The organism is Limnohabitans sp. Hippo3 (assembly GCF_003063665.1).
Taxonomy (GTDB): Bacteria; Pseudomonadota; Gammaproteobacteria; order Burkholderiales; family Burkholderiaceae_C; genus Limnohabitans_A.
Genome location: NZ_NESF01000002.1, coordinates 128169 through 149293, shown reverse-complemented (window position 1 = coordinate 149293; position 21125 = coordinate 128169). Strand labels below are relative to the sequence as shown.

Below are 21125 nucleotides of genomic sequence, written 5' to 3'. Positions count from 1 at the left end.
GTAAGCGCCTGTCATGCCGGACTTGATCCGGCATCCATGTGTGAACAGGCATGGACCCCGGGTCAAGCCCGGGGTGACAGAGAAGGGGGTCAAACCCGGGGTGATAAAGCGGAATGTGCATGGTCATGGCACTCACATCCGTGACACGCCAAACGTGCTGGCACGGGGCTGGCGGGCAGCTGCTTCAGTGCAGGTGTCCAGGCAAAACGACAACACTGCCCGCGTGTCACGCGGGTCGATCACACCGTCGTCCAGCACCAGGCCACTGGTGTAGAAGGCGTCGGCCTGGGCCTCGAACAAGGCCACGATCTTGTCGAACTGGGCCTGCATCTTGTCGGGGTCGGGCGTGATGCCCTTGCGGGCCATACCGGCCTCGGCCACGATTTGCATGGTGCGGGCCGCTTGTTCGCCCCCCATCACCGATGTTTTGGCACCGGGCCAGCTGAACAAAAAGCGCGGTGCATAGCCGCGCCCGCACATGCCGTAGTTGCCCGCCCCAAACGAGGCCCCACACTGGATGGTGATCTGGGGCACGGTGGCGCTGGTCACGGCCTGGATCATCTTGGAGCCGTGTTTGATCATGCCGCCTTGTTCACTGTCTTTGCCCACCATGTAGCCGGTGGTGTTTTGCAAATACACGATGGGGTGGCCCAGCTGGCACATCCACTGGATGAAATGCGTGCCCTTGTTGGCCCCGGCCACATCGATGGGCCCGTTGTTGCTGATGATGCCGACCGCATGCCCTCCGATGCGCGCCTGTGCGCACACGGTGGCCGCGCCAAACAGCGGCTTGAATTCCAGAAAATCCGAATCGTCCACCAGCCGCAAAATGACTTCGCGCATGTCGATCGGTTCGCGGTGGTGAGCGGGCATCAGGCCCAGCAGTTCCTCGGCGTCAAAGCGCGGGGGTTTGGCTTCTCGCTGTGTCTTGTGTGCTGGCCAGTCCCAGCGCGCCACCACATCGCGGGCCGTGCCCAGCGCATGCCGGTCGTCTTCGCACAGGTACTCGCCCAGGCCCGATACGCTGGTGTGCATCTCAGCCCCGCCCAGTTCTTCTTCGGTGGCCACTTCGCCCGTGGCAGCTTTGAGCAAAGGCGGCCCGGCCAGAAAGGCGCGTGATCTGCCCCGCACCATGATCACGGTGTCACTCAGGCCCGGCATGTAAGCCCCGCCTGCCGTGCCCGAGCCGTGTTGCACGGTGAGCACCGGCAAGCCCGCTGCCGACAGGCGGGCCAGGTTGCGGAACAGGCTGCCACCCAGCACAAAGCCCTCAACCTTGTACTGCATCAGGTTGGCCCCGGCGCTTTCGACCAGGTGCACAAAGGGGAGTTTGTTTTCGAGGGCCAACTCTTGCACACGCAAAATCATTTCCAGGCCCCGCGCCTGAATGGCCCCGGCCTCGATGCCCGAGTCGCTGGCCACCACCATGCAGCGCACGCCATTGATAAAACCGATGCCCGCGATCATGCCGCCGCCGGGCACCGACTTGGCCGGGTCGGGCGTGTCCTGCATGAAGCCCGCCAAGGCGCATAGCGGCAAGAAGGGCGCACCGGGGTCGAGCAACAAGGCCACGCGCTCACGCGGCAGGAGCTGGCCGCGTTTGTCGAACACGGGTTTGGACTGGGCCGAGGCAAGAGCCGCGCGGTCTTGCAAGGCTTGCCATTGCGCCAGGCGGGCCAGTGCCGCCTCGCGCCGTTGCTGCGCCACAGGGCTGTGCGGGTTCCAGGTGGATTCGAATGTCATTGGAATACCTTGGGGGTGACGGCACGGTGAAAGCCGTTGAACGGTTTGACCGCATCGCGGTCTTGCACATCGGGCTTGGCCACGGTTTGTTGCCAGCCCATGCGCATCTGCGGGCGGGCGCCGTCCACACGCAGCACGCTGCCGCTGATGAAGCTGGCGGCGGGCGACAACAAAAACACAATCGCTGCGGAAGTTTCGGCTTCGGTGCCAAAGCGGCCTTGCGGTACGGTGTTGCGCATCTCGCGCAGCATCGGGCCCGCCTCGGGTGGGTAATGGTCCATGCCGCTGCTGGCGATGTAGCCGGGGGCCACGGCATTCACACGCACACCGTGCGCTGCCCACTCCAATGCAGCCGTTTCGGTGAAGCTGACCATGCCCGCCCGCGCTGCGCCGCTGTGGCCCATGCCGGGCATGGAGCCCCACATGTCGGCCACGATGTTGACCACCGCGCCGCCGTGCTGTTGCATGCTTTGGTTGAAGCATTCACGCGCTACCAGAAAGCCGCCCGTCAAGTTGGTGTCGATGACCGCCTGCCAGCCCTTGGCGCTGGTGCTGGCCAGTGGCGAGATGTATTGCCCACCCGCGTTGTTCACCAAACCGTGGATGCGGCCGTGCAGCTGCAGCACCTGCGCCACCAGGGCTTTCACATCGTCCTCGCGCCGGATGTCGGTGCTGTGCCAACTGGCTTGGCCGCCGTCACCGGTGATTTCTTGCGCTGTGGTGCTCAGCTTATCGGGGTTACGGCCCACCAGCACCACATGCGCACCCAGGCTGGCCAGTTCGTGTGCGGTGCAGCGGCCAATGCCCGAGCCGCCGCCGGTGACCAGGATGACCTGCCCGCGCAGCAGGCCGGGCGCAAAGACGGATTGGTAGGGTGTGGTGGGCTTCATGCGGGGTCTCTCAAAAACAGGGCCAGGGCGGCCTCGGTCAATTCGTCCAGCGAGGCGCGTGGTGGGCTTTTCTTCGCCGCCTTTTTGGGGGGTGGCTGGTACCACTGCACTGCCCAATTCAAAGCGCCAAAAATCATCAGTCGTGCCAGTGCCACCGGGGCCTGCAGCTGACCACTGTGGTGCAAGGCTTGCAACACGGGTATCCAGGCCGCTTCGTACTCGTCCTTGATCTGCGTGATGGTCTGGCGTTGTTCGGCGCTCAGCGAGCGCCATTCGTACAGCATCACCGGTATGAAGTCACTGTCGGGTCCCAGCAGCACATCGAACTGGTTGCGGATCAGCACGCGCAGCCGCTCGCGTGCGCTTTCATCACCACTTAAACCGGCGCAGGCTGCGCGTTGGCGCTCACTGGCCTGTTTCATGCCCTCGACCATCACGGCCAGCAACAGGTCCTGCTTGTTGCCAAAGTGGTAGAAGGGCGAACCCGGCTGCATGCCGACCTGCGCGGCGATCTCGCGCGTGCTGGTGGCGTCATAGCCTTGGCGGTGAAACAGCTGCGCCGCCGCCGCAATCAGCGCTTGCCGCCGATTGCCATCGTCACGCTCGCCCTCGGTCTTGCGGGGGCGGCCGCGTGTGCGTTTGGGCTCAACGAGGGTGGGAGCGCTGGTCATTTTTTTGATGTCATGCCGGGCTTGATCCGGCATCCATGTGTGAAGGGGCATAGACCCCGGGTCGAGCCCGGGGTGACGGGGGGGTACTTGGATTGTTCGCCCACGGTGTTAATGCTTCAACGCCCCGCCAAACCCATGCTGCGCGAGATCACTTCTTTCATGATCTCGTTGGTGCCGCCGTAGATGCGTTGCACGCGGGCGTCGGCATAGGCGCGGGTGATGGGGTATTCCCACATGTAGCCGTAGCCGCCGTGCAGCTGCACGCATTCGTCCATCACCTTGCACTGCAAATCCGAGCACCAGTACTTGGCCATGCTGGCGGTGGCGGTGTCGAGTTTGTCTTGCACGATCAGCTCGCAGCATTTGTCTACAAACACGCGGGCCACCTGCACCTCGGTCTGCAACTCGGCCAGGGTGTAGCGGGTGTTTTGGTAATTGCCCACGGCCTGGCCAAACACCTTGCGGTCCTTCACGTACTGCACCGTCCAGTCGATGGCCGCTTGCGCCGCCGCAATGCCGCCAATCGCGATTTGCAGGCGCTCCCAGGGCAGCTGCTCCATCAGACAAATGAAGCCCTTGCCCTGCATGGCCGTGCCACCCAACAGCTGGTCGGCGCTGACCTTCACGTTGTCAAAAAATAGCTCGGACGTGTCTTGCGCCTTGAGGCCCAGCTTCTTCAAGCGTTTGCCCTTTTCAAAGCCGGGCATGCCGCGCTCGATCAAAAACAAGCTGGTGCCCTTGGCCCCGGCGGCCGGGTCGGTCTTGGCCACCAGGATCACCAGATCGGCGTGCCAGCCGTTGGTGATGAAGGTCTTGCTGCCGTTGATCAGGTAGGTGCCATCTGCTTGCAGCAGCGCCGTGGTTTTAACGCCCTGCAGGTCCGAGCCCGCTGCCGGTTCGCTCATGGCGATCGCGCCCACCATCTCACCGCTGGCCAGCTTGGGCAGGTATTTTTGCTTTTGTGCTTCGGTGCCGTAATGCAAGATGTAAGGGGCCACGATCTCGCTGTGCAGGCCGTAGCCAATGCCGCTGAAACCTGCGCGTGCCAGTTCTTCCATCTGCACCACCGAATACAGCTTGTCCGCATCCGAGCCGCCATAGGCCTCGGGCAGGGTCATGCACAAAAAGCCGTTCTCCCCGGCCTTGTCCCACACGGCGCGGTCCACGTAGCCTTGCTCTTCCCAGGCGTCGTGGTGGGGGGCGATTTCCTTGTCCATGAAGCGGCGAAAGCTGTCGCGAAAAGCTTCGTGGTCGGCGGAAAAGAGTGTGCGTTCAATCATGGTGTCACCTTCAGGACTTGGGGGTTGCTATTTATACAAAGCGTTTGCTTGGTAAAAGTCTATACTGAATGCGAAAATCCACAACACAGGGCAAACCCCTGATGACACCCAGGAGACATTCATGAGCGAAGCATTTGTTTACGACGCCATACGCACACCGCGTGGCAAAGGCAAAAAAGACGGCAGCCTGCACGAGGTCAAGCCGATCAGCCTCTTGAGCGGCGTGCTGCGCGAGCTGCAAAGCCGTAACCAGTTCGACACCGCTGCGGTAGACGACGTGGTCATGGGCGTGGTCTCGCCCATTGGCGAGCAGGGCTCGGTCATCCCCAAGGTGGCGGCGCTGGCGGCCGGTTGGGACTGGCGCTGCTCGGGCGTGCAGCTCAACCGCTTTTGCGCCTCTGGCCTGGAAGCGGTCAACATGGCCGCCATGAAAGTGCGCAGCGGTTGGGAAGAACTGGTCGTGGCCGGGGGCCTGGAGAGCATGAGCCGCGTGCCGATCGGCTCGGACGGCGGTGCCTGGGCGCAAGACCCCGAGACCAACAGCGCCACGCTGTTTGTGCCGCAAGGCATTGGTGCCGACTTGATCGCCACCATGAGCGGTTTCAGCCGCCACGATGTGGATGCCTATGCGGTCGAGTCGCAAAAGCGCGCCACGGCTGCGCGTGCGGCAGGTTACTTCGACCGCTCGGTCGTGCCGGTCAAAGACAAGCTGGGCCAGGTCATCCTGGCGCAAGACGAATTCATCAAGCCCGGCACCACGGTGGAAACGCTGGGCGGCCTCAAAGCCTCCTTTGAACAGCTGGGGGCCATGGGCTTTGACGCCGTGGCCTTGCAGCGTTACCCGCAGGTCGAGCGCATCCACCATGTGCACCACGCGGGCAACTCGTCCGGCATCGTGGACGGCGCAGCGGCAGTGCTCATCGGCTCTGAAGCCGCAGGCAAAACCCATGGCCTCACGCCGCTTGCGCGCATCGTGTCGGTGGCCTTGTCAGGCGCCGATCCGACCATCATGCTCACAGGCCCCATGCCTGCCGCACGCAAGGCGCTGGCCAAGGCGGGCCTGACGATTGACCAGATCGATTTGTTCGAGGTGAACGAAGCCTTTGCCGCCGTGCCCATGAAGTTCATGCAAGAGATGGGCGTGCCACACGACAAGGTGAACGTTAACGGTGGCGCGATTGCCATGGGCCACCCGCTGGGGGCCACAGGCGCGATGATTTTGGGTATCCTGATCGACGAGCTGCACCGCCGCCAACTGCGCTACGGCTTGGCCACTTTGTGTGTGGGCGGCGGCATGGGCATTGCCACCATCGTTGAACGCGTTTGACCAGGGAGACAGCACCATGATTTTGAAAACACTGCGCTACGAACTGGCGGACGGCATCGCCACCATCACCTTTGACGAGCAAGGCTCGCCGGTCAACACCATGTGCCTGCAATGGCAAGCCGACCTGGCCCAGACGGCCGAGCAGGTGGCCCAAGACAAGGCCCAACTCAAGGGCATCGTGCTGGCCTCGGCCAAGACGTCGTTTTTTGCGGGGGCAGACCTCAAGGGCGTGATGCGCTCGCAAGCCTCGGACGGCCCGCGCGTCTTTGCAGAAATTGAAAGCATCAAGAAAAGTTTCCGCACCATCGAGACGCTGGGCGTGCCAGTGGTCAGCTGCCTCAATGGTTCGGCGCTGGGCGGTGGCTGGGAAGTGGCGTTGATCGGCCACCACCGCATCGCCACCCGCAACCCGAAAACCCAGTTCGGCTTGCCCGAAGTCACGTTGGGCTTGATTCCCGGTGGCGGCGGCATCACCAAGATGACCCGCGTGCTGGGTTTGCTGGCCGCGCAGCCCTATGTGCTGGAAAGCAAACTCTTTGGCCCCGACGAAGCCGTCAAGCTGGGCCTGGTGCATGAGCTGGTGGACAGTGACGATCAGTTGCGCCCCCGCGCATTGGCTTTCATCGCTGCATCGCAAGGCCAGCCCGAAGCTGCCCAGCATGTGTGGGACCGCAAGGACTACAAAATGCCCGGTGGCACGCCCAGCAACCCCAAAATCGCGGGCATGCTGAGTGTGGCGCCTGCCGTGCTCAAGCAAAAAACACGCGGTCTGTACCCCGCGCCCGAAGCGGCACTGGCTGCCATGGTCGAAGGCGCGATGGTGGACTTTGACACCGCCATGCGCATCGAAAGCCGTTACCTCGCCGGTCTCATGACCAGCCAGGTGGCGCGCAACATGATCAACACCTTCTTCTTCAACATGAACAGCATCAAGGGTGGCCAAAGCCGCCCCAAGGCTGCACCGCGCTACAAGCCCCAAAAAGTGGGCATCTTGGGTGCGGGCATGATGGGCTCGGGCATTGCGTATTCACAAGCCAGCCGGGGCATCGCCACGGTGCTCAAAGACGTGAGCTTGGAAGCCGCAGAAAAAGGCAAAGCCTACAGCCACAAGCTCACGCAAAAACGCGTGGACAAAGGTCGCATGGCGGCTGACAAACAAGCGGCCTTGTTGTCACTGATTCACCCCACAGCCAGCGCCGTAGACCTCAAGGGCTGCGACCTGATCATTGAGGCCGTGTTTGAAAACCGCGAACTCAAAGCCCGTGTCACGCAAGAGGCCGAGCCGATGCTCGCCGAAGGCGGCTTCTTTGCCAGCAACACCTCCACCTTGCCCATCAGCGGCCTGGCCACGGCCAGCGCCAAGCCCGAGAAATTCGTGGGCATCCACTTTTTTAGTCCTGTGGACAAGATGAAGCTGGTGGAGATCATTCGCGGTGCACAAACTGACGACGAGACGATTGCGCGAGCCTACGACTACGTGCAAGCCCTGGGCAAGCTGCCGATCGTGGTGAACGATTCGCGTGGCTTTTACACCAGCCGCACCTTTGGCACCTTTGTGATGGAAGGCGCGGCCATGCTGGGCGAGGGCATCCCCGCGCCCGTGATCGAGAACCTGGCCATGCAAGTGGGCATGCCCGTGGGGCCGCTGGCTGTGCTGGACGAAACGGCGCTGTCGCTGTCGGTCCATGTGCTGGACCAGACCCGCGAAGACTTCGCCAAGGAAGGCAAGACCTACCAGGCCACACCCGGCGAGCTGCTGGTCGAGCGCATGGTCAAGGAACTCAAGCGCCCCGGCCGCGCCGCAGGTGGTGGTTTTTACGACTACCCCGCTGGCCAGAAAAAAGCGCTGTGGCCTGAACTCAAAACCCGGTTTGAAAAAGCCGATGTGGCCTACAGCCAGCAAGACATCAAAGACCGCCTGTTGTACCGCCAAGCCGTGGAAACCGCCCGCTGCCTGCAAGAAGGCGTGCTGACATCGGTGCACGACGGCAACATCGGCTCGATCTTCGGTATTGGATTTCCGGCCTGGACGGGTGGGGCGCTGCAGTTCATCTATGGGCAGGGCGTGGATGCGTTTGCCAAGCGGTGTGGTGAATTGGCAGCGTTGTATGGTGCGGGGTTTGTGCTGACGGTGGAAGTGATCGCGAGTTTGAAGCAGCATCAGCCGGTGTATTGACGGACAGACCCGAGAGGGCTTGCAAAATAAAACGCAGCGCTTGGGTGACCAGGTGGCTGCGTTTTTTGATGGGGGCGGTGAAGGCGGTTGAGGCTGCTTTGGGCTAAGAGAGTCCGCCTTTCAAGAGTTAGGTGCTCTGTCGTGTTTAGGCTGTTTGCTTCTGTTCAAATTTGGCTGCCTTGAGACCGCTGTGACGCCGATACCGGATATTCTTTGGCTTAATGCCCGCTCTATTGGAATAACTCGGGTCTAGAGTTTAATTCCTGCACGGGTTGCAGGAATATCGCTAGGCGTACAGGCGCCACCTCCTTCAGGCGTCCAAACGTCAATACCAAACGTGAGACATCCGTGCGTTGGAAACCGTTCAACGGCGTGGATAACCGGAGCTCGAAGGTGCGCATCTTGTCATCATCTCGGACTGAGTCTGAATCGTCTGCCACCGACGAGTAAGTATCCAAAGACCTGCTCCAGCGTAGAGCCACTGAGATCGTGCGCAGCAGTTCGCGAATGGAGTCTGCAGACTTCAATTCGACAGGATCCGCCACGAGCATATTAGGTACATGGATACGCAAACCTTCTAGGCAGCCCATCGCCTTTACGGCACCGGGATCCGGCGCGCAGGTGTTAACGCCATCTGTCTCGTGCAATCTCGCCCACATTGTGTCTGAATTGGTGTAAACAATGGCGCCGGTCAGTGTGGCGATATAAAGCCCTGTCTCTCTGGAAAACCCCTTCATTACCTTGAACTCGCCATTGCCTTCAGTCATCGGCGGAGGATCCAACAAGGCTAGAGGATCAAGCTCCAGTTCCTTCTTCATGAAATTGGCCGCCGCGTCAAGATCGGCACCCGTCATCTCCGTTGCGCCTTCCGGCACATTTCTCTTAAGTTGCTCCTTCAAACTCTCCAGTGGAAGGCGCTGCATAAAGCGCATGAGTTCATCTCTACCAAGTGCATCGATCAACACCTTGTCGATAGGCCCGGATGTCACCTCATCGCCAAAGCGATCGGTGATCGCCATGATCTCCTTGCGAAAGCCTGCGTCGTAGTCCAAGGGGTCAGGGATGAGGTGGATCCGACCTGCTGCTATGAAAGGCTCCAGCACAAGCATTGTGAAGACATTTCGTAGGGTCTGGTCGCGATACTGAGCAGGGTGCTTTGTTGGACTAAATTCTGGCCGCACGCCGTTTGCGTTGATGAAGGGGTGAACCAACACAACCTCATCCACATAAGCCAACATACCCACTACTAGGGTGCAAACCGTGCGAGCGTCAGTCATGCCTAGGAATAGCGCACGAGAACGTTTTCGCTGCGGGCTGGGTAGTAGGTCGATCAAACGGGTATCTGTTGACCAAAGTGATGCATATATCTCATGGATGCGGCGCACTTGATCATCAGACAAATCACGGCGCACATCAAGCCAGGTCCTTTCCCCGCCCTTGAGGAAAATGTCGTGAATTGCGCGGATGAGTACGAGATTGCGCTCGCGAATCCCCATGACGCGCCAGGAAGGACGAATGGTGGGTGGGACATCCGCGCAACAGTCTTCAAACGCAATGCCTGAGCCGCAACCGCAGTCTGAGTTGGGCGACGGGTCATTCTTAAGCGCTGGTTTGACAAGAAACTCATGCGCCTTAGAAGTCCGTCCAAATTGGTCGCGGTAGGCTGTACTGCCGTCTTTGTAGCCAATGTAAATCTCTCCGCCGAACCGCCAAAGATCTTTACGTGGTAAGAGTATGTTGCCAATGTCTTCCCAAGGGCAATCACAGTGCCTCTCGGGGTATAGCCAGTCTGGATTGCCCGCCGCTACGTACTTTCTCGCCCGAGATTTAATGATCCGGTTGACAGCATTTACTTCTATTTCGCTTAGCTTCCGGCCCCGTATAAAGTTGTCGGTGCTAGTCATCGATTCACCACGGAATCTGGCATTAGTTCGGCGCGAGAGGTGCGCGACACCCCGGGGGTCTTTGGCGTATTCCAGGTTGGTAAGGATCAGGCAGTGATTCCTGTCCAACGGAAATATCGTTTGTGAGCCTACGAGCTCAATGCCCGGATCATCTGGATACGCGCATTCTTCGGCGTCAGGAGCTAACTTGGGGTTATAGATGGTCACCGGGTGATCACTCATAAGGAACTTCACAGGTGAGTCCCCGGAGGACACAATCTCACGCACGCACTCAGACCACATGGTGCAATGCATCTGCCGCACCGCCTGCATTTGCCGCATGAGCTCGATGTGAGGCAGGCCGTTGAAATGTTTCAGGATCCAATCAAGGCCCTTGGGTGTGCGCAGCTTCTGAGCATCCATGTACTCAAAGAAGTTTAGGAACTTACGGTGTATTTGGATGGGGTTACCGGAAATCCACCCGCGCACGGCATCGGCACCATTCTTGTCGAGCTTTCCAAAAAGTAATCTCTCGATCTCGTCATTCAGCAAGTGCCTCCAACGAATTGTGTAAAGGTCGCGTTCCATGAAGGCCAGCTTCGGGCCAAGCTCTGCTATCTCAGGCTCCGCAAAGATCTGGCCATTAGGCATGCTCTTGGTGCCAGGTTGCAGATTGAGGATATGCAGTTTGTGCTTGTTCTTGGACAAAAAGCCACTTTGGTACCACTGAGGAACATAGTGGTTGTCGCGGGTGATTTGCTGCATGATTACCGTTTTCAATCAAACTCGGAATGAGTCATGCACGATATCAGAGGCATCCTGGAGATCCATGTAGTACGTCCCTGTTTATGAAAAATACGACCGTTCGTTACACCCTCATAAAGGATGGCAAACGCCGCACAGCTGACTTCAGACGCATTGGCCCGAATCCCTACTTGTAGCCCCTCCTCAAATCAACCGCTGCTGCAACGATGCCTCCCCCAGTGGCCGCAGCCGTGCATAGTCCAGCAGCTCCGCCAGCCGTGCACCTTTGCCCTGCCACTCATACACCACAGCCTCACCCAGCAGCACGTATTGCCAAGGCGGTCCGCCGCGCTGTTCTTCGGTCAGGTTGTTGATGCGCTCACACCAAGCCAGTGCGGCTTTGAGTTTGCGTTGCACGTTGGGGTGGATGGTTTGTTCTTGGCCTTTGGTTTCGACCAGGTAGACCGCGCCAGCGGTGCGCACCAAAAAGTCGGGTGAATAGAAGGCGGGCAGTCCGTCGTCTTTCACATAGCGCAGGCGGGCAAAGGTGTGGCGGTTTTCGCTGATCTTGCAAAACGCCAGCACTTGCGTGTCGGCTTGCGCCCAGTGGATGAATACGCGTTCCAGACCGCCGTTGCGGCTGGGCCAGCCCAGCCGGGTGTAGATGCATTTAGACACTTCCAGCGATGCACTCTCGCGCACCATGAGCTTGGGCACTTCGCTCAAATGCCGCAAATGCACTTCGGTTTGGCCTGTGGTGTGTTTTTCTTCCGATTCAAGCAAGCCCACCGCAAACACTTTGGTGATGTGGTCCACCACGGGCTGCAACAGCAGCAAGCGCCAGTTCTCATCTTCCAGAGGGTTGAAGGTGCCTGCAAACAGTTGCGTCCAGACGTAGTCGTCGATCCAACCCGTCAGCTCGGCGGTGTTCACTTGCAGATAGGGCTTGGCCAGGTGGGTGGCGATCTTGTTGCCCTTGGGCAGTGGCTCGCTCAGCGCCTGGCTGATGCGCCGCGTCAGGCGCGACAGGTAATCGTTGTAGCCGCTCACGTTCATCACCGCGCCGTCCACCCGGTAGTCACCAAACAGCGTGGCGCTTTGCAGGTCTTGCGAGACAAAGGTGTCACCCTTGCCCAGCATGCCCTTGAGCTGGTCCGCCGTCATGGCTGTGAAGGCGGGCAGGGCGGTCACGTCGATCTGGTTGTGGTCGCGCAGTTCGTCGGCTTCTTGCAGGATGAACGGAATGCCGAAGTCAAAGGCTTCAAAGTCTTCGCGCAGTTCTGCTGCGATCACGTCACCCGTGGCCGAGCTGCCGTCACCGTCGTCATCGCCTGTGGTGCCCGCCAAGCCTTCGTTGATCAGATCGTCATAGAAAGACTGAAACGCCGGGTGCTCCACGATGGACAGCACATCAAGCAAGCTGCCCGGTTCTTTGCTGGCCTCGATCAGTTCGCGGTTTTCGCGTTTGATGTCGTTGTATTCCGCATCGCGCCACATCAGGCGCAGGCCACGCCCAATGGTTTGCTCCAGCAGAATTTGCGCTTGGCTGGAGCGCAGCGGCACGATGACGCAGATGTTGTTCACGTCAAAGCCTTCGCGCAGCATCAACACGCTCACGATCACACGCGGGGTAGCGTGGTGGTCAACGCTGAACAGGCGTTCGCGCACAGGTGCCCAGTCCTTTTCACCCAGCTCGGCCTTTTTGCCCGAGTCGATGGTCATCACTTCGTCTTCGTTCAGGCCTTCCTGGGCGCGCAAGAATTCGGCCACCAGCGGCGACACGGTGGTGTCTTCGCAAACCACCAGCATCTTGGGGTGGCGGTGCGGGTCGATAGCCGCAAAGTCTTTTTCCAGCTTACGCAGCTTGGCCAGGCCTGCCCGCAGCATCACGCGCTGGCCTTCGCTCAGAGCAGGGTTGCCCGATTCATCGCGCTCGGCTTTGAACTCCAGCGGCAATGCACCAATTTCCTTGCGACGGTCCAGCACCAGCGACTTGACCAGCCCGGCACGCATAGCGCTTTTCAGGTCGAAGTCGGTCACGATGTGCGGAAAGTACACCTTGCGCTTGTTCTTGCCAGAGCCCACGTCGTTGTAGGGTGTGGCCGAAAAGTCCACCTGCACAAAGCGGCGGCCCTTGCTTTGGGCGATGCGGCTCAGGCTTTTTTGCCATTCCACCTCGGTGGTCTCACCTTCACGCTTGAATTCGTGGATGTGGTGCGCTTCGTCGTTGAACACCATCAGCTCGGGCAGTTGGGCCAAAAACTCCAGCACATTGCCGCGTGCATAGCGGCGGTCCAGCACGTCCAGGCTGTTGCCCGTGGCGCGACCGGGCGTCAGCGGCAGCACCTGGGCCACCACGTCTTGCGGGTCCAGGGGGGCGCCCAGTGTTTCGACTTCTTCAATGTCTTCGTTCACATCCCCTTCGGCCAGCAAGTGCCAGTTGGTGATGGCGATCATGCCGTTGCCCGTGGCTTTGAGGCCGATCTCGTTTTTGCTGCACACGTTGCCGCGCACAAAGGCAAACACCGATTCGCGGTGCGCCTCGGGGATGAACAGGTCGGCAAACTTGGCCATGTCCGAGCTGGCGAAGTCACGCGAGCCATTGCCACCCGCAACGAGCTTGCCGCAAAACGCATCGAGCAAGCGCTCATAAACAATCAGGCCCGGTGCCACCACCATGAACTGGCGGGTAAATCGTGGGTCGTCAATCCCATCAGCCAGTGCAGCGTTTTTGTTGAGAAGTTGCCAAATCATCAGCGCTTGCAATACCCAGGTCTTGCCCGTGCCCGTGGCCATCTTCAGACAGTACTTGGGGTGGCCGTGTTTGTCGGCAGACACTTCGTTCAAGCGCGTGCCTGTCAGCAACGCATCGGGGGCGGCGGCGCGGTACAGGTCCAGCAGCGTCCAGCTGTCAAGGCCAGCGCCCAGCACCTCGTGCGCCACGATGGCGTTCAATATGGCCTGCTTTTGTCCGGCATGGAAGTTCAAACCACCCCGGGCCATCACCATGTCTTCGTCAAACCACCAGGCCAGCAAGTCGGCAGTAGTGGGTGTGACCAGTTCCAGAATGTCTGCTGCACCCGATTCAAGGCCCAGGCAGAGCTGATTAGTTTTGGCGGTCAGGCCTGCGGCCAAGGCCAGTTGGTCATCGACTTTGTTGGCCGTGCTGTTCATACGGCCTCCACAGTGGCCACCACCTCGGCTTCAAAGCCAAACACATCGACCACGCGCACGCACACCTTGCGTGGCCCTCTCTTTACCGGCACGGTCACTTGCGCCTGCGTGACCACACGCAGCACATCGGCATCGTTGGCGGTGTTGCCCCGGTAGTCTTGCCAGACCGAGCGGAACACCTTGCCGTCGTAGTCTGGGTCCACCGCCCAATACTCGATCAGAGCCAGCGGCTCCTTGTTGGCCACTTGCTGCAAGGCTTGGCGGTTGGCGTCATCCAGGTTGATCGCTTCGGGCGAGAGCAGCACATAGTTTTTGAGCTTGACCGTGAGTGTTTCGGTAGGCGATTCCTCGCCTGCGCTGTTTGATACTTGGCGCGTGATCGGATCAATGGTCAGGTATTGCAGCGACGAGAACCGCACTTGACCGCGCAGCTTGTCGATTCCGCCTTTCTTCTTGAGCCGGTCCATCAGGTCGGGTGGGATGACCAATACTTCGAGACGGCTGTCGTTGAGCGCGGTGATGGTCTCGCCAATCGAGGGCTCAAAGTTCCAGCCCAGCACCACCACGCGGTCCCAGCCGCCCATGAGGTTGTCGCGCTGTGCGATGGCTTTTTTGAGCGTGGCCATGCCGGTGAGCTTGTTGGGCGAGTCGGCCAGCACCAGGGTCTTGCTGCCTTTGGAATTGCCATAGGCGTAAGCCGAAATCTGGCCCAAATTGCGCTGGGGATTGACGTCGGCAGGCAAGGGCAGTGCCCCGTAGAGTGACAACACAATTTGGGACAAATCGCCAATGCGGAAGTCGCGGCCCAGCGTGGCCTTGGCGGCTTCGACTTGGTAGTCGCCGATGGCTTGGTACAGGAAGGGTTTCGCTTCTTGGTCGATCAGGCGTTTGCGCATGATCATGCAAGCAGGTTTGCCGAGATCGGTGGTGATCCAGCGGCGAGACGGGGCTTTTGTGTAGACGCTCTTATTACCTTCTTTTGTGACTCGGCGCCCTTCTGCTGCTGCAGCAAAGGTGCCGCTACCGCCAAAAAAGTCGGCAACCAAGTCCCCTGGATCCGATGAAGCCTCAAGTATTCGGGAAATCAATTCGATTGGCTTTTGCGTTCCATAACCAACCTGTTCTTGTGAGTGCGCCACGACGAACGGAACCTCCCAAACGTCATGCATCTGGACGCCCTTACTTGGCTCATCTGTCCTAATGGTTACTAGCTTTCCAGTCTCGTCAGGGACATTTATACGGCGGGTGTCGCCATGAATAGCGGCGGTCGAGGCCGCTAATGGCTGAAACAGTTGATTGAATTTATACCGCTCAGTCTTACGGTAGAAATAGAGAGTGTCATGCATGCGCTGGAATGTGCTAGCCGCAGCCGACCAGCGCTTGTACCACCAGCAAATTTCATTGACGAAGTTTGCTTTTCCAAACACCTCATCCAAAACCAATTTCACGTAATGCCCCACATGCCAATCCAGATGCACGTAGATGGAACCGGTATCTGCCAGCAGCTCCCGCATCAGGATCAGGCGCGGCGTGATCATGGCAAGGTACGAGGCAGTGCCATCGCTCCAGGTGTCTGAATAGGCGAACTGCTCGATGACCGTGGGTTTTTGTTCGATCTCCACACCAGGCAACGTGACCTTGGTGCGGTAGTCGGCTTTGGAGTCAAAAGGTGGGTCGATATAGATCAGGTCCACCTTGCCGCGCAGGCTGGGCGTGTTGTCGTCCCCCGCCAGCAAGGCCGCCATGGCCAGCAGGTTGTCGCCATAAATCAGCCGATTGGCCCAAGGTGCCTCAGTCGTCGCTCCCAGCATCGCTTGTGGGCCATCGATCAGGCTGGCTTGCCCCGGTGCAAACACTTCGCGCTGGCTGGCCCGGTTTTGCTGGGCGATCCAGTCTTGTGCCTTGGTGTCTCTTGCGGGCAGCACCACTTCTCGGGTTTGCAGCCCCACACGGTGGCGGCTCTCGATGCCTTCCAGGATTTTTTCGGCTTGTTTGCGGCCATTGGCCACGATGTCGGGGAGTTGTTCGAGGAGGGACTTGGGCATGCAATGGACTCAATAAGCTGTTGATTCAGTTTTCAACTGATTGTTGTAATCATACTCAACAGCTATTTGAGAAAATCATCAAGCGGTTTGTAGTTTGCTTGGATGAATGAAAAAATCGAATTCACCGAGCGTTTGCGTACCGCCATGGTTCAGGCGGGCTATGTGGCCAGCCCGTCGGTTTTAGAGCATGAGTTCAATTTGCGCTGGCCGGGCAAGTCGATCAGCAATCAAGCCGCGTGGGGTTGGTTGAACAACCGTTCAATCCCAACACAAGACAAAATGAAAGTCTTGGCAGAGTGGCTTAAGGTGGAGCCTGATGTTTTGCGTTTTGGCGATGCCGTGCGTCTGTCGGTGCAGCAGCACAAAAAACGTTGGGACGAGGGTGTCGGTTACGTGGAGCGCGAAACCTTCGACGCTTTTTTGCAGCTCCCCGCTGCCCAACGCAAGATCATTCGCGAGGTGATCCTGACGTTTGCCAAGGCCAACGGCGTGCCAGATACACCGGCCAAGAAGAAGTAAGAGTTGCTTTGGAGTGAGCGGTGCGCATGAGCCGCAGTGTCCCGCTTTTAGCTGAGCCTGCCCAAAGTGGCTTGCAATCCCGCCAGGGTTTTGTCGAGTACGGCTGCCTTGAACCCGTGTGGCAGTTGGGCTTGGGTGTTGGCGATGGCTTGCGGTGCTTGGGTCACGATTTCTTCGATCATGGATGCCACATCGGCTTTGAGGCCGCAGATTTTTGCGGTGCTGACCAGATGCCGTTGCAGCACTTCTTTGTGCTGGTAATGCTTGTTCTTGCCCCAAAAAGCCATGGCCAATTTGAGCTTGTGAATGGACCACTGGTTGGGGCCAGGTCCTTCAATCGGCCAGATCGACATGACGTCGTACAGCGGGGCGAGCTTGAATTGGCCTTGCGGCAAGATCTGAATGCTGAAGTTTTTGGCGTGGCCATCGGGTGCGGCCAGCAGCCAGAACAAAATCTGGCTTTTCATGAAGTGACGCAGATCGGTCTGTGCCTGGGTTGAGCGCATCAACACTTGGGCAATGTCGCGCACGCCGGGGCCACCATCGGCTTCGTACTTCAGGTGCGATGGGAGGCCCAGGACCTGACAAAAATCTTCCTGCGGCAGCCGCATCCACCATTGGCCGGATGAATGCAGTTGGCGGTCAAAGCGCTCCACAGCCAACACGCGTTGTGTACCAAAGGTGAGCACAGCGCATCGCGCTACCGGCAGACCGAATTCACGCAGCAGCGTCAGGCACAGCCATTCGTTGTCGACTGAGCTGCTCAGGTCCACTTTCTGGTTGCCCACCAGGCCCAGCGGCATTTTGAGGATGTGGGTGGTGGGCGTGGTGCCTTGGGGCCGCATCCATTGCCCTTGATGCCAGAGCAGCGCTGTTTTTTCCTGTGCGCCCGCCAAAGAGATGCGCAGATCGTCATCGGTGTTGGGGCTGCCCAAGGCGCTGGTGGCGTTGACCACACGCAGCAGGTGTTGTTCGACGTCGAACTCACTCATGCGGGTGCCTTCGATTTGGGTCACGTTGTGCGGCGCTTCGTCTTCGCCCAGCAATTGCACAGCCCCGACGCAGTCCCGGCCGATGGCGCGCAACAAATCAAACGCATCGGTTGAGCCGGTTTTGAACCGTGTCGCCAGCCGACGGCGGATGGCCTCGTTGTCGGGCAGCAGGTTGTCAAAAAAATGTGCGACCGCTGGACCCTTGAGCGGGCTGTCATCCAGGCCAAAAGGCAGCGACAGTGAAAGTGGTCTGCCTGCAGGGGCGCGCATCCAGGTGGGGTCGTATTGCAGCGACATGCCGCTGCGGCCACCCATGCGCCAAGTGCCTACGCGCTCACCGTTCGTCCAGATGGACAGTGCCTGGGTTTGTGCAGGGCGGCCCATGTCACCACTCCGGCGCGTCGCTGTCCCGCGCCAGCAGGGCTTGCGGCGCGGTGCTTTGACGTGCTTGAACCGTGAGTTCCAGACCCAGCGCATTGAGCACGGACAGCAACTGGCCCAGACCGATGTTCTCGGGTTGTTGTTCAAAAGCCGAGATGCGGCTTTGGCTGAGACCCACCCGGGACGCCAGTTCGGTTTGGCTGAGCTGGTTGTTTTTGCGGGCTGTTTTGAGAATTTGCCCCATTTGTGTGGGGGTGACGAGCGTGTGCGGCATGGCGTTTATCCGTAAAACGAATAAATGTAATATACCCGCAAATCGAATAAATGCCAAATATTCGGATAACGAATCAAACCGCCTTGACCCGCACCCCGCCAATCACCCCCGCCACCAACAATGCAATGCCCGCCAGCGTGAGCGGTTCGGGCCACTGGCCGCGCAGCCAGAAGGCGTAGCTGAGCGCTGCCAGCGTTTCGAACACGATGAGCTGTCCGGCCAGGGCGGTGGGCAGGCGCTGGCTCGCGGCGTTCCAGCACAGGGTGCCCAGCCAGGAGGCGAACAGGCCAATGGCCATCATGAGGCCGATGAATTCGAGCGGGCGCGGGCCGAGCGGCATGGGCATCGGGTCATGCGTGGCGATGGCCCACAGCCAGAAGGCGGCATAGCCCAGCAGGGCCAGCGGCAATGTGGCGATGCCTTGTGCTGTGGCCCAGACACGGGGGTTGCGGTCGGGGTGGCCGCGCAGCCAGTCGGCGTTTTTCAGCGGGTACCAGGTCCAGCACACCACGGCGCCCACGGCCAGCACGGCGCCCGTGATGTAACGGGTGGTGTCGGCCGCCGGGTTTTGTACCAGGGCTGTCCACTCCACATGGTTGACGCAGGCGATCCCCAGGAGGATCAGCACCAGAGGCGGTGCGAGTTTCAGCCACGGAAAACGCCCGTCGCGCTGGTGGTTGAGCAGGTTGGCCGAGATGGCGATGACCACCGGCAGCGTGCCGATGATCATGGTGGGCAGCGCCCCGCCTGCGCGCTGGATGGCGCTGGCCAGAAACAGGTAATACAGCACATTGCCGATGGCCGCCAGCTTGAGCGCGGCCACCCAATCGGCCCGGGAGAGCCGTCGCATCTCGGCGCGGTCCACAAAGGCCAGGGGCAGCGCGATGAGACCGAAGGCCAGATAGCGGCCAAAGGTGTGCAGCGCGGCGGGGTAGTCGGGCAGCATCAGCGGGCCCACAAACACCAGGCCCCACATCATGCCCGCAGCCAAAGAAAAGAAGATGCCGCCCCAGAAGGCGGTAGGGTTTTGAGGCATGGTTTGCAAAAAAGTCTTGTCAGGCCCGCCACGCGGGCAGCTGCCAGTTGCGCCACAGGGCCAGGCCACGCAGCCCGACCGTGACCACCACGCAACCCAGCAGCGCCACCCAGCCGGGGGCATCGGTGGACCACAGGCCCACATAAGTCCAGCCGCCCGCAAAGGCGCAGACCGCGTAAGGACGGTGGTCCTTGAAGGCGGTGGGGATTTCGTTGCACACCATGTCGCGCAACACGCCGCCAAACACGCCCGTGATCAGGCCCATGAGCACGGCCACCACCGGGGGCATGGTGGACAGGAGCGCGTGGTGCACACCCGTTGCGGTGAACAGGCCCAGCCCCAGGGCGTCAGGCCAGAGGATCGCTTTTTCGGTGACTTCAAAATGGCGCTGGCGCATGAACAGCATGGCCGCCACGCACAGGGCCAGCACGCCCCAGAGCATTTCGGTGTGTTGCACCCAGAAAAAAGGCCGGTAGTCCAGCAGCAAGTCGCGCAGCGTGCCACCGCCAAAGGCCGCCAGAAACGCAACCACGCACACGCCCACCGCGTCGAGCCGCTTGCGGGCCGCTTCCATCAGGCCCGACAGCGCAAAGGCGGCGGTGGCCGACAACTCGACCAGCAGGCGCAGGGTGTCCCCCCAGGATTGAATGGCATACATGCACCCGATTATCAGGCCAGCCAGACCTGTCGGTAGCGGCCCTGCGGGTCGTGGTCTTGCGTCTGTTTGGCGGGGTTGAAGCGCCTGCCCACACGCGGGTCGGTGCCCCGGCCGCTCACATACAGCCAGTTGCCCTGGTTGCTTTGCACATCAAAGTCCACCAGCTGCGATTCGAACCAGGCCGCGCCCGCGCGCCAGTCGCAAGACAGGTCGTGCACCAGAAAGCTGGCCACGATTTGGCGCATGCGGTTGGAGGTGAAGCCGGTGGCGGCCAGCTCGCGCATGCCCGCGTCCACGATGGGCTCGCCCGTTTGGCCGCTGCACCAGCGTGCAAAGTCTTTCGGAAAGTGCGAGGGCTTGGGCAGGTTCGACAAACCCCGCGCTGCATAGAGCTGCGGACCGTGCTGCAGGTGCAGCATGCGGAAGTTGTCACGCCACAGCAGCTCAAACCACAGCCAATACGTGCCGTCGTTGCTGCCGTGCGCTTGTTCGTAGGCCTGCAACTGGGCCCAAATGCGGCGGGCCGACACCGCGCCCGTGGCCAGCCAGGGCGACCAGTGGCTGCTGGTGTGCTGACCTTGCAGGGCGTTGCGGGTTTGTTTGTAGCGGTCGGGCCAGGGCGGGGTGAGGTAGCTTTGCAGGTGGGCCAAGGCGCTGGTTTCGCCGCCCCGGCAGGCGGCTTGGGTGTACGGAAAGTTCGAGCGCGGGTGCGCATCGTATTCGGTGTGGGCTTGCAGCAGCGTGAACGGGTCTTCAGTCCAGCCGGGCAAGCCGGTCAAGCTGTCGCTCGGAGGCGCAGGCAACTGGGTGGGCGCGGGCAGCGGTGCCAGGGGGTGGAGCTTCGCCGATTCGATGCGTTGGCGAAACACCGTGAACACCTGCGGCATGTCTTCGGTCGCAAAGGGCAGGGCGTCGGGTTCGATCAGGCTGGACTGCCACAGGGTTTTGACGGTGAGGCCTGCGTTGATCAGGGCCTGCACCTGCGCTTCTTCTTCGGGTGCGGCGATGTCTTCGCAAAACACGGTGTCTGCGCCCACATGGCTGGCGCAAGTGGGCAGCACCTCGGCCACGGGGCCGTGCAGCAACACTAGGTGCTGGCCCAAAGCCTGCAGCGAGGCTTGCAAGTCTTGCAACGTGTCAGCCAGAAAACGCCTGCGGTGCTCGCCCATGCGGCGAAAGTCCCAAGCGGTGGGCGCGTCTTGCACGGGTTCGTGCACATAGACCAGCAACAGGGCTTGGCCATGCGTTTGGGCGTGCTCAATGGCTTGCTTCAAGGCGCGTTGGTCGTGCAGGCGCAAGTCGTTTCGGAACCAGAAGAGGGTGGTGCGCATG

At 60.3% G+C, this 21125-nt stretch carries 15 protein-coding genes; 3 read left to right on the top strand and 12 right to left on the bottom strand.

The genetic code is table 11. The annotated features are described in order from the left end of the window. Positions 1-132 precede the first annotated feature (132 nt). The 4 genes from B9Z34_RS05105 to B9Z34_RS05090 all read right to left on the bottom strand — a co-directional run bounded on the left by B9Z34_RS05105 (position 133) and on the right by B9Z34_RS05090 (position 4584). On the bottom strand, positions 133-1743 hold the full coding sequence (locus B9Z34_RS05105) for an acyl-CoA carboxylase subunit beta (protein ID WP_199220068.1): 1611 nt from the start codon (positions 1741-1743) through the stop codon (positions 133-135). Then, entirely contained in the window at positions 1740-2633 is an 894-nt protein-coding gene (locus tag B9Z34_RS05100; RefSeq protein WP_108427161.1) for an SDR family oxidoreductase, read from the bottom strand. Before B9Z34_RS05100 ends, B9Z34_RS05105 begins: the two co-directional genes overlap by 4 nt. Continuing rightward, positions 2630-3304 carry a TetR/AcrR family transcriptional regulator gene (locus tag B9Z34_RS05095; RefSeq protein ID WP_108427160.1) on the bottom strand — a complete coding sequence of 225 codons (675 nt, stop codon included), beginning with the start codon at positions 3302-3304 and terminating at the stop codon, positions 2630-2632. The genes B9Z34_RS05100 and B9Z34_RS05095 overlap by 4 nt, the downstream gene beginning before the upstream one ends. A gap of 116 nt (positions 3305-3420) precedes the next feature. Continuing rightward, on the bottom strand, positions 3421-4584 hold the full coding sequence (locus B9Z34_RS05090; RefSeq protein WP_108427028.1) for an acyl-CoA dehydrogenase family protein: 1164 nt from the start codon (positions 4582-4584) through the stop codon (positions 3421-3423). A gap of 121 nt (positions 4585-4705) precedes the next feature. On the opposite strand from B9Z34_RS05090, the gene B9Z34_RS05085 reads away from it, so the two are divergent. Both B9Z34_RS05085 and B9Z34_RS05080 read left to right on the top strand, forming a co-directional pair. After that, the gene (locus tag B9Z34_RS05085) at positions 4706-5911 is read left to right on the top strand and encodes an acetyl-CoA C-acetyltransferase (protein ID WP_108427027.1); all 1206 of its coding nucleotides are present in this window, start codon (positions 4706-4708) and stop codon (positions 5909-5911) included. 22 nt (positions 5912-5933) lie between these two features. Continuing rightward, positions 5934-8087: a 3-hydroxyacyl-CoA dehydrogenase NAD-binding domain-containing protein gene (locus B9Z34_RS05080; protein ID WP_108427159.1), complete on the top strand. Its 2154-nt coding sequence runs from the start codon at positions 5934-5936 to the stop codon at positions 8085-8087. A gap of 230 nt (positions 8088-8317) precedes the next feature. Here the strand turns inward: B9Z34_RS05080 and B9Z34_RS05075 are convergent, their stop codons facing one another. From B9Z34_RS05075 to B9Z34_RS05065, 3 genes are all read right to left on the bottom strand, one after another. Beyond that, on the bottom strand, positions 8318-10735 hold the full coding sequence (locus B9Z34_RS05075; protein ID WP_108427026.1) for a DUF4238 domain-containing protein: 2418 nt from the start codon (positions 10733-10735) through the stop codon (positions 8318-8320). 183 nt (positions 10736-10918) lie between these two features. Further along, on the bottom strand, positions 10919-13888 hold the full coding sequence (locus B9Z34_RS05070; protein WP_108427025.1) for a DEAD/DEAH box helicase family protein: 2970 nt from the start codon (positions 13886-13888) through the stop codon (positions 10919-10921). Further along, on the bottom strand, positions 13885-15933 hold the full coding sequence (locus tag B9Z34_RS05065; RefSeq protein ID WP_108427024.1) for a DNA methyltransferase: 2049 nt from the start codon (positions 15931-15933) through the stop codon (positions 13885-13887). The genes B9Z34_RS05070 and B9Z34_RS05065 overlap by 4 nt, the downstream gene beginning before the upstream one ends. A 102-nt stretch (positions 15934-16035) precedes the next feature. Here B9Z34_RS05065 and B9Z34_RS05060 point away from each other — a divergent pair, with 102 nt between their 5' ends. Beyond that, positions 16036-16452, top strand: a complete 417-nt coding sequence (locus B9Z34_RS05060; protein WP_108427023.1) for a transcriptional regulator — start codon at positions 16036-16038, stop codon at positions 16450-16452. 47 nt (positions 16453-16499) lie between these two features. Here the strand turns inward: B9Z34_RS05060 and B9Z34_RS05055 are convergent, their stop codons facing one another. The 5 genes from B9Z34_RS05055 to B9Z34_RS05035 form a co-directional block, all read right to left on the bottom strand. Then, positions 16500-17828, bottom strand: a complete 1329-nt coding sequence (locus B9Z34_RS05055; RefSeq protein ID WP_108427022.1) for a type II toxin-antitoxin system HipA family toxin — start codon at positions 17826-17828, stop codon at positions 16500-16502. 1 nt (position 17829) lies between these two features. Beyond that, positions 17830-18099, bottom strand: a complete 270-nt coding sequence (locus tag B9Z34_RS05050) for a helix-turn-helix domain-containing protein (protein ID WP_108427021.1) — start codon at positions 18097-18099, stop codon at positions 17830-17832. A 73-nt stretch (positions 18100-18172) separates the two neighbouring features. Further along, positions 18173-19135 carry a DMT family transporter gene (locus B9Z34_RS05045; protein ID WP_108427020.1) on the bottom strand — a complete coding sequence of 321 codons (963 nt, stop codon included), beginning with the start codon at positions 19133-19135 and terminating at the stop codon, positions 18173-18175. 19 nt (positions 19136-19154) lie between these two features. Further along, positions 19155-19793, bottom strand: coding sequence for a trimeric intracellular cation channel family protein (locus B9Z34_RS05040; protein WP_108427019.1), 639 nt, complete (start codon positions 19791-19793; stop codon positions 19155-19157). Between the two features lie 11 nt (positions 19794-19804). Beyond that, positions 19805-21124: a DASH family cryptochrome gene (locus B9Z34_RS05035; RefSeq protein ID WP_108427018.1), complete on the bottom strand. Its 1320-nt coding sequence runs from the start codon at positions 21122-21124 to the stop codon at positions 19805-19807. Position 21125: the final 1 nt, after the last annotated feature.

Bases quoted from the DNA above. Each gene is read 5' to 3' on its own strand.
- B9Z34_RS05095 (WP_108427160.1), bottom strand. From the start codon at position 3,304: ATGACCAGCGCTCCCACCCTCGTTGAGCCCAAACGCACACGCGGCCGC.
- B9Z34_RS05050 (WP_108427021.1), bottom strand. From the start codon at position 18,099: ATGCCGCACACGCTCGTCACCCCCACACAAATGGGGCAAATTCTCAAA.
- B9Z34_RS05075 (WP_108427026.1), bottom strand. From the start codon at position 10,735: ATGCAGCAAATCACCCGCGACAACCACTATGTTCCTCAGTGGTACCAA.
- B9Z34_RS05055 (WP_108427022.1), bottom strand. From the start codon at position 17,828: ATGGGCCGCCCTGCACAAACCCAGGCACTGTCCATCTGGACGAACGGT.
- B9Z34_RS05040 (WP_108427019.1), bottom strand. From the start codon at position 19,793: ATGTATGCCATTCAATCCTGGGGGGACACCCTGCGCCTGCTGGTCGAG.
- B9Z34_RS05100 (WP_108427161.1), bottom strand. From the start codon at position 2,633: ATGAAGCCCACCACACCCTACCAATCCGTCTTTGCGCCCGGCCTGCTG.
- B9Z34_RS05090 (WP_108427028.1), bottom strand. From the start codon at position 4,584: ATGATTGAACGCACACTCTTTTCCGCCGACCACGAAGCTTTTCGCGAC.
- B9Z34_RS05105 (WP_199220068.1), bottom strand. From the start codon at position 1,743: ATGACATTCGAATCCACCTGGAACCCGCACAGCCCTGTGGCGCAGCAA.
- B9Z34_RS05035 (WP_108427018.1), bottom strand. From the start codon at position 21,124: ATGCGCACCACCCTCTTCTGGTTCCGAAACGACTTGCGCCTGCACGAC.
- B9Z34_RS05085 (WP_108427027.1), top strand. From the start codon at position 4,706: ATGAGCGAAGCATTTGTTTACGACGCCATACGCACACCGCGTGGCAAA.
- B9Z34_RS05060 (WP_108427023.1), top strand. From the start codon at position 16,036: ATGAATGAAAAAATCGAATTCACCGAGCGTTTGCGTACCGCCATGGTT.
- B9Z34_RS05065 (WP_108427024.1), bottom strand. From the start codon at position 15,933: ATGCCCAAGTCCCTCCTCGAACAACTCCCCGACATCGTGGCCAATGGC.
- B9Z34_RS05070 (WP_108427025.1), bottom strand. From the start codon at position 13,888: ATGAACAGCACGGCCAACAAAGTCGATGACCAACTGGCCTTGGCCGCA.
- B9Z34_RS05045 (WP_108427020.1), bottom strand. From the start codon at position 19,135: ATGCCTCAAAACCCTACCGCCTTCTGGGGCGGCATCTTCTTTTCTTTG.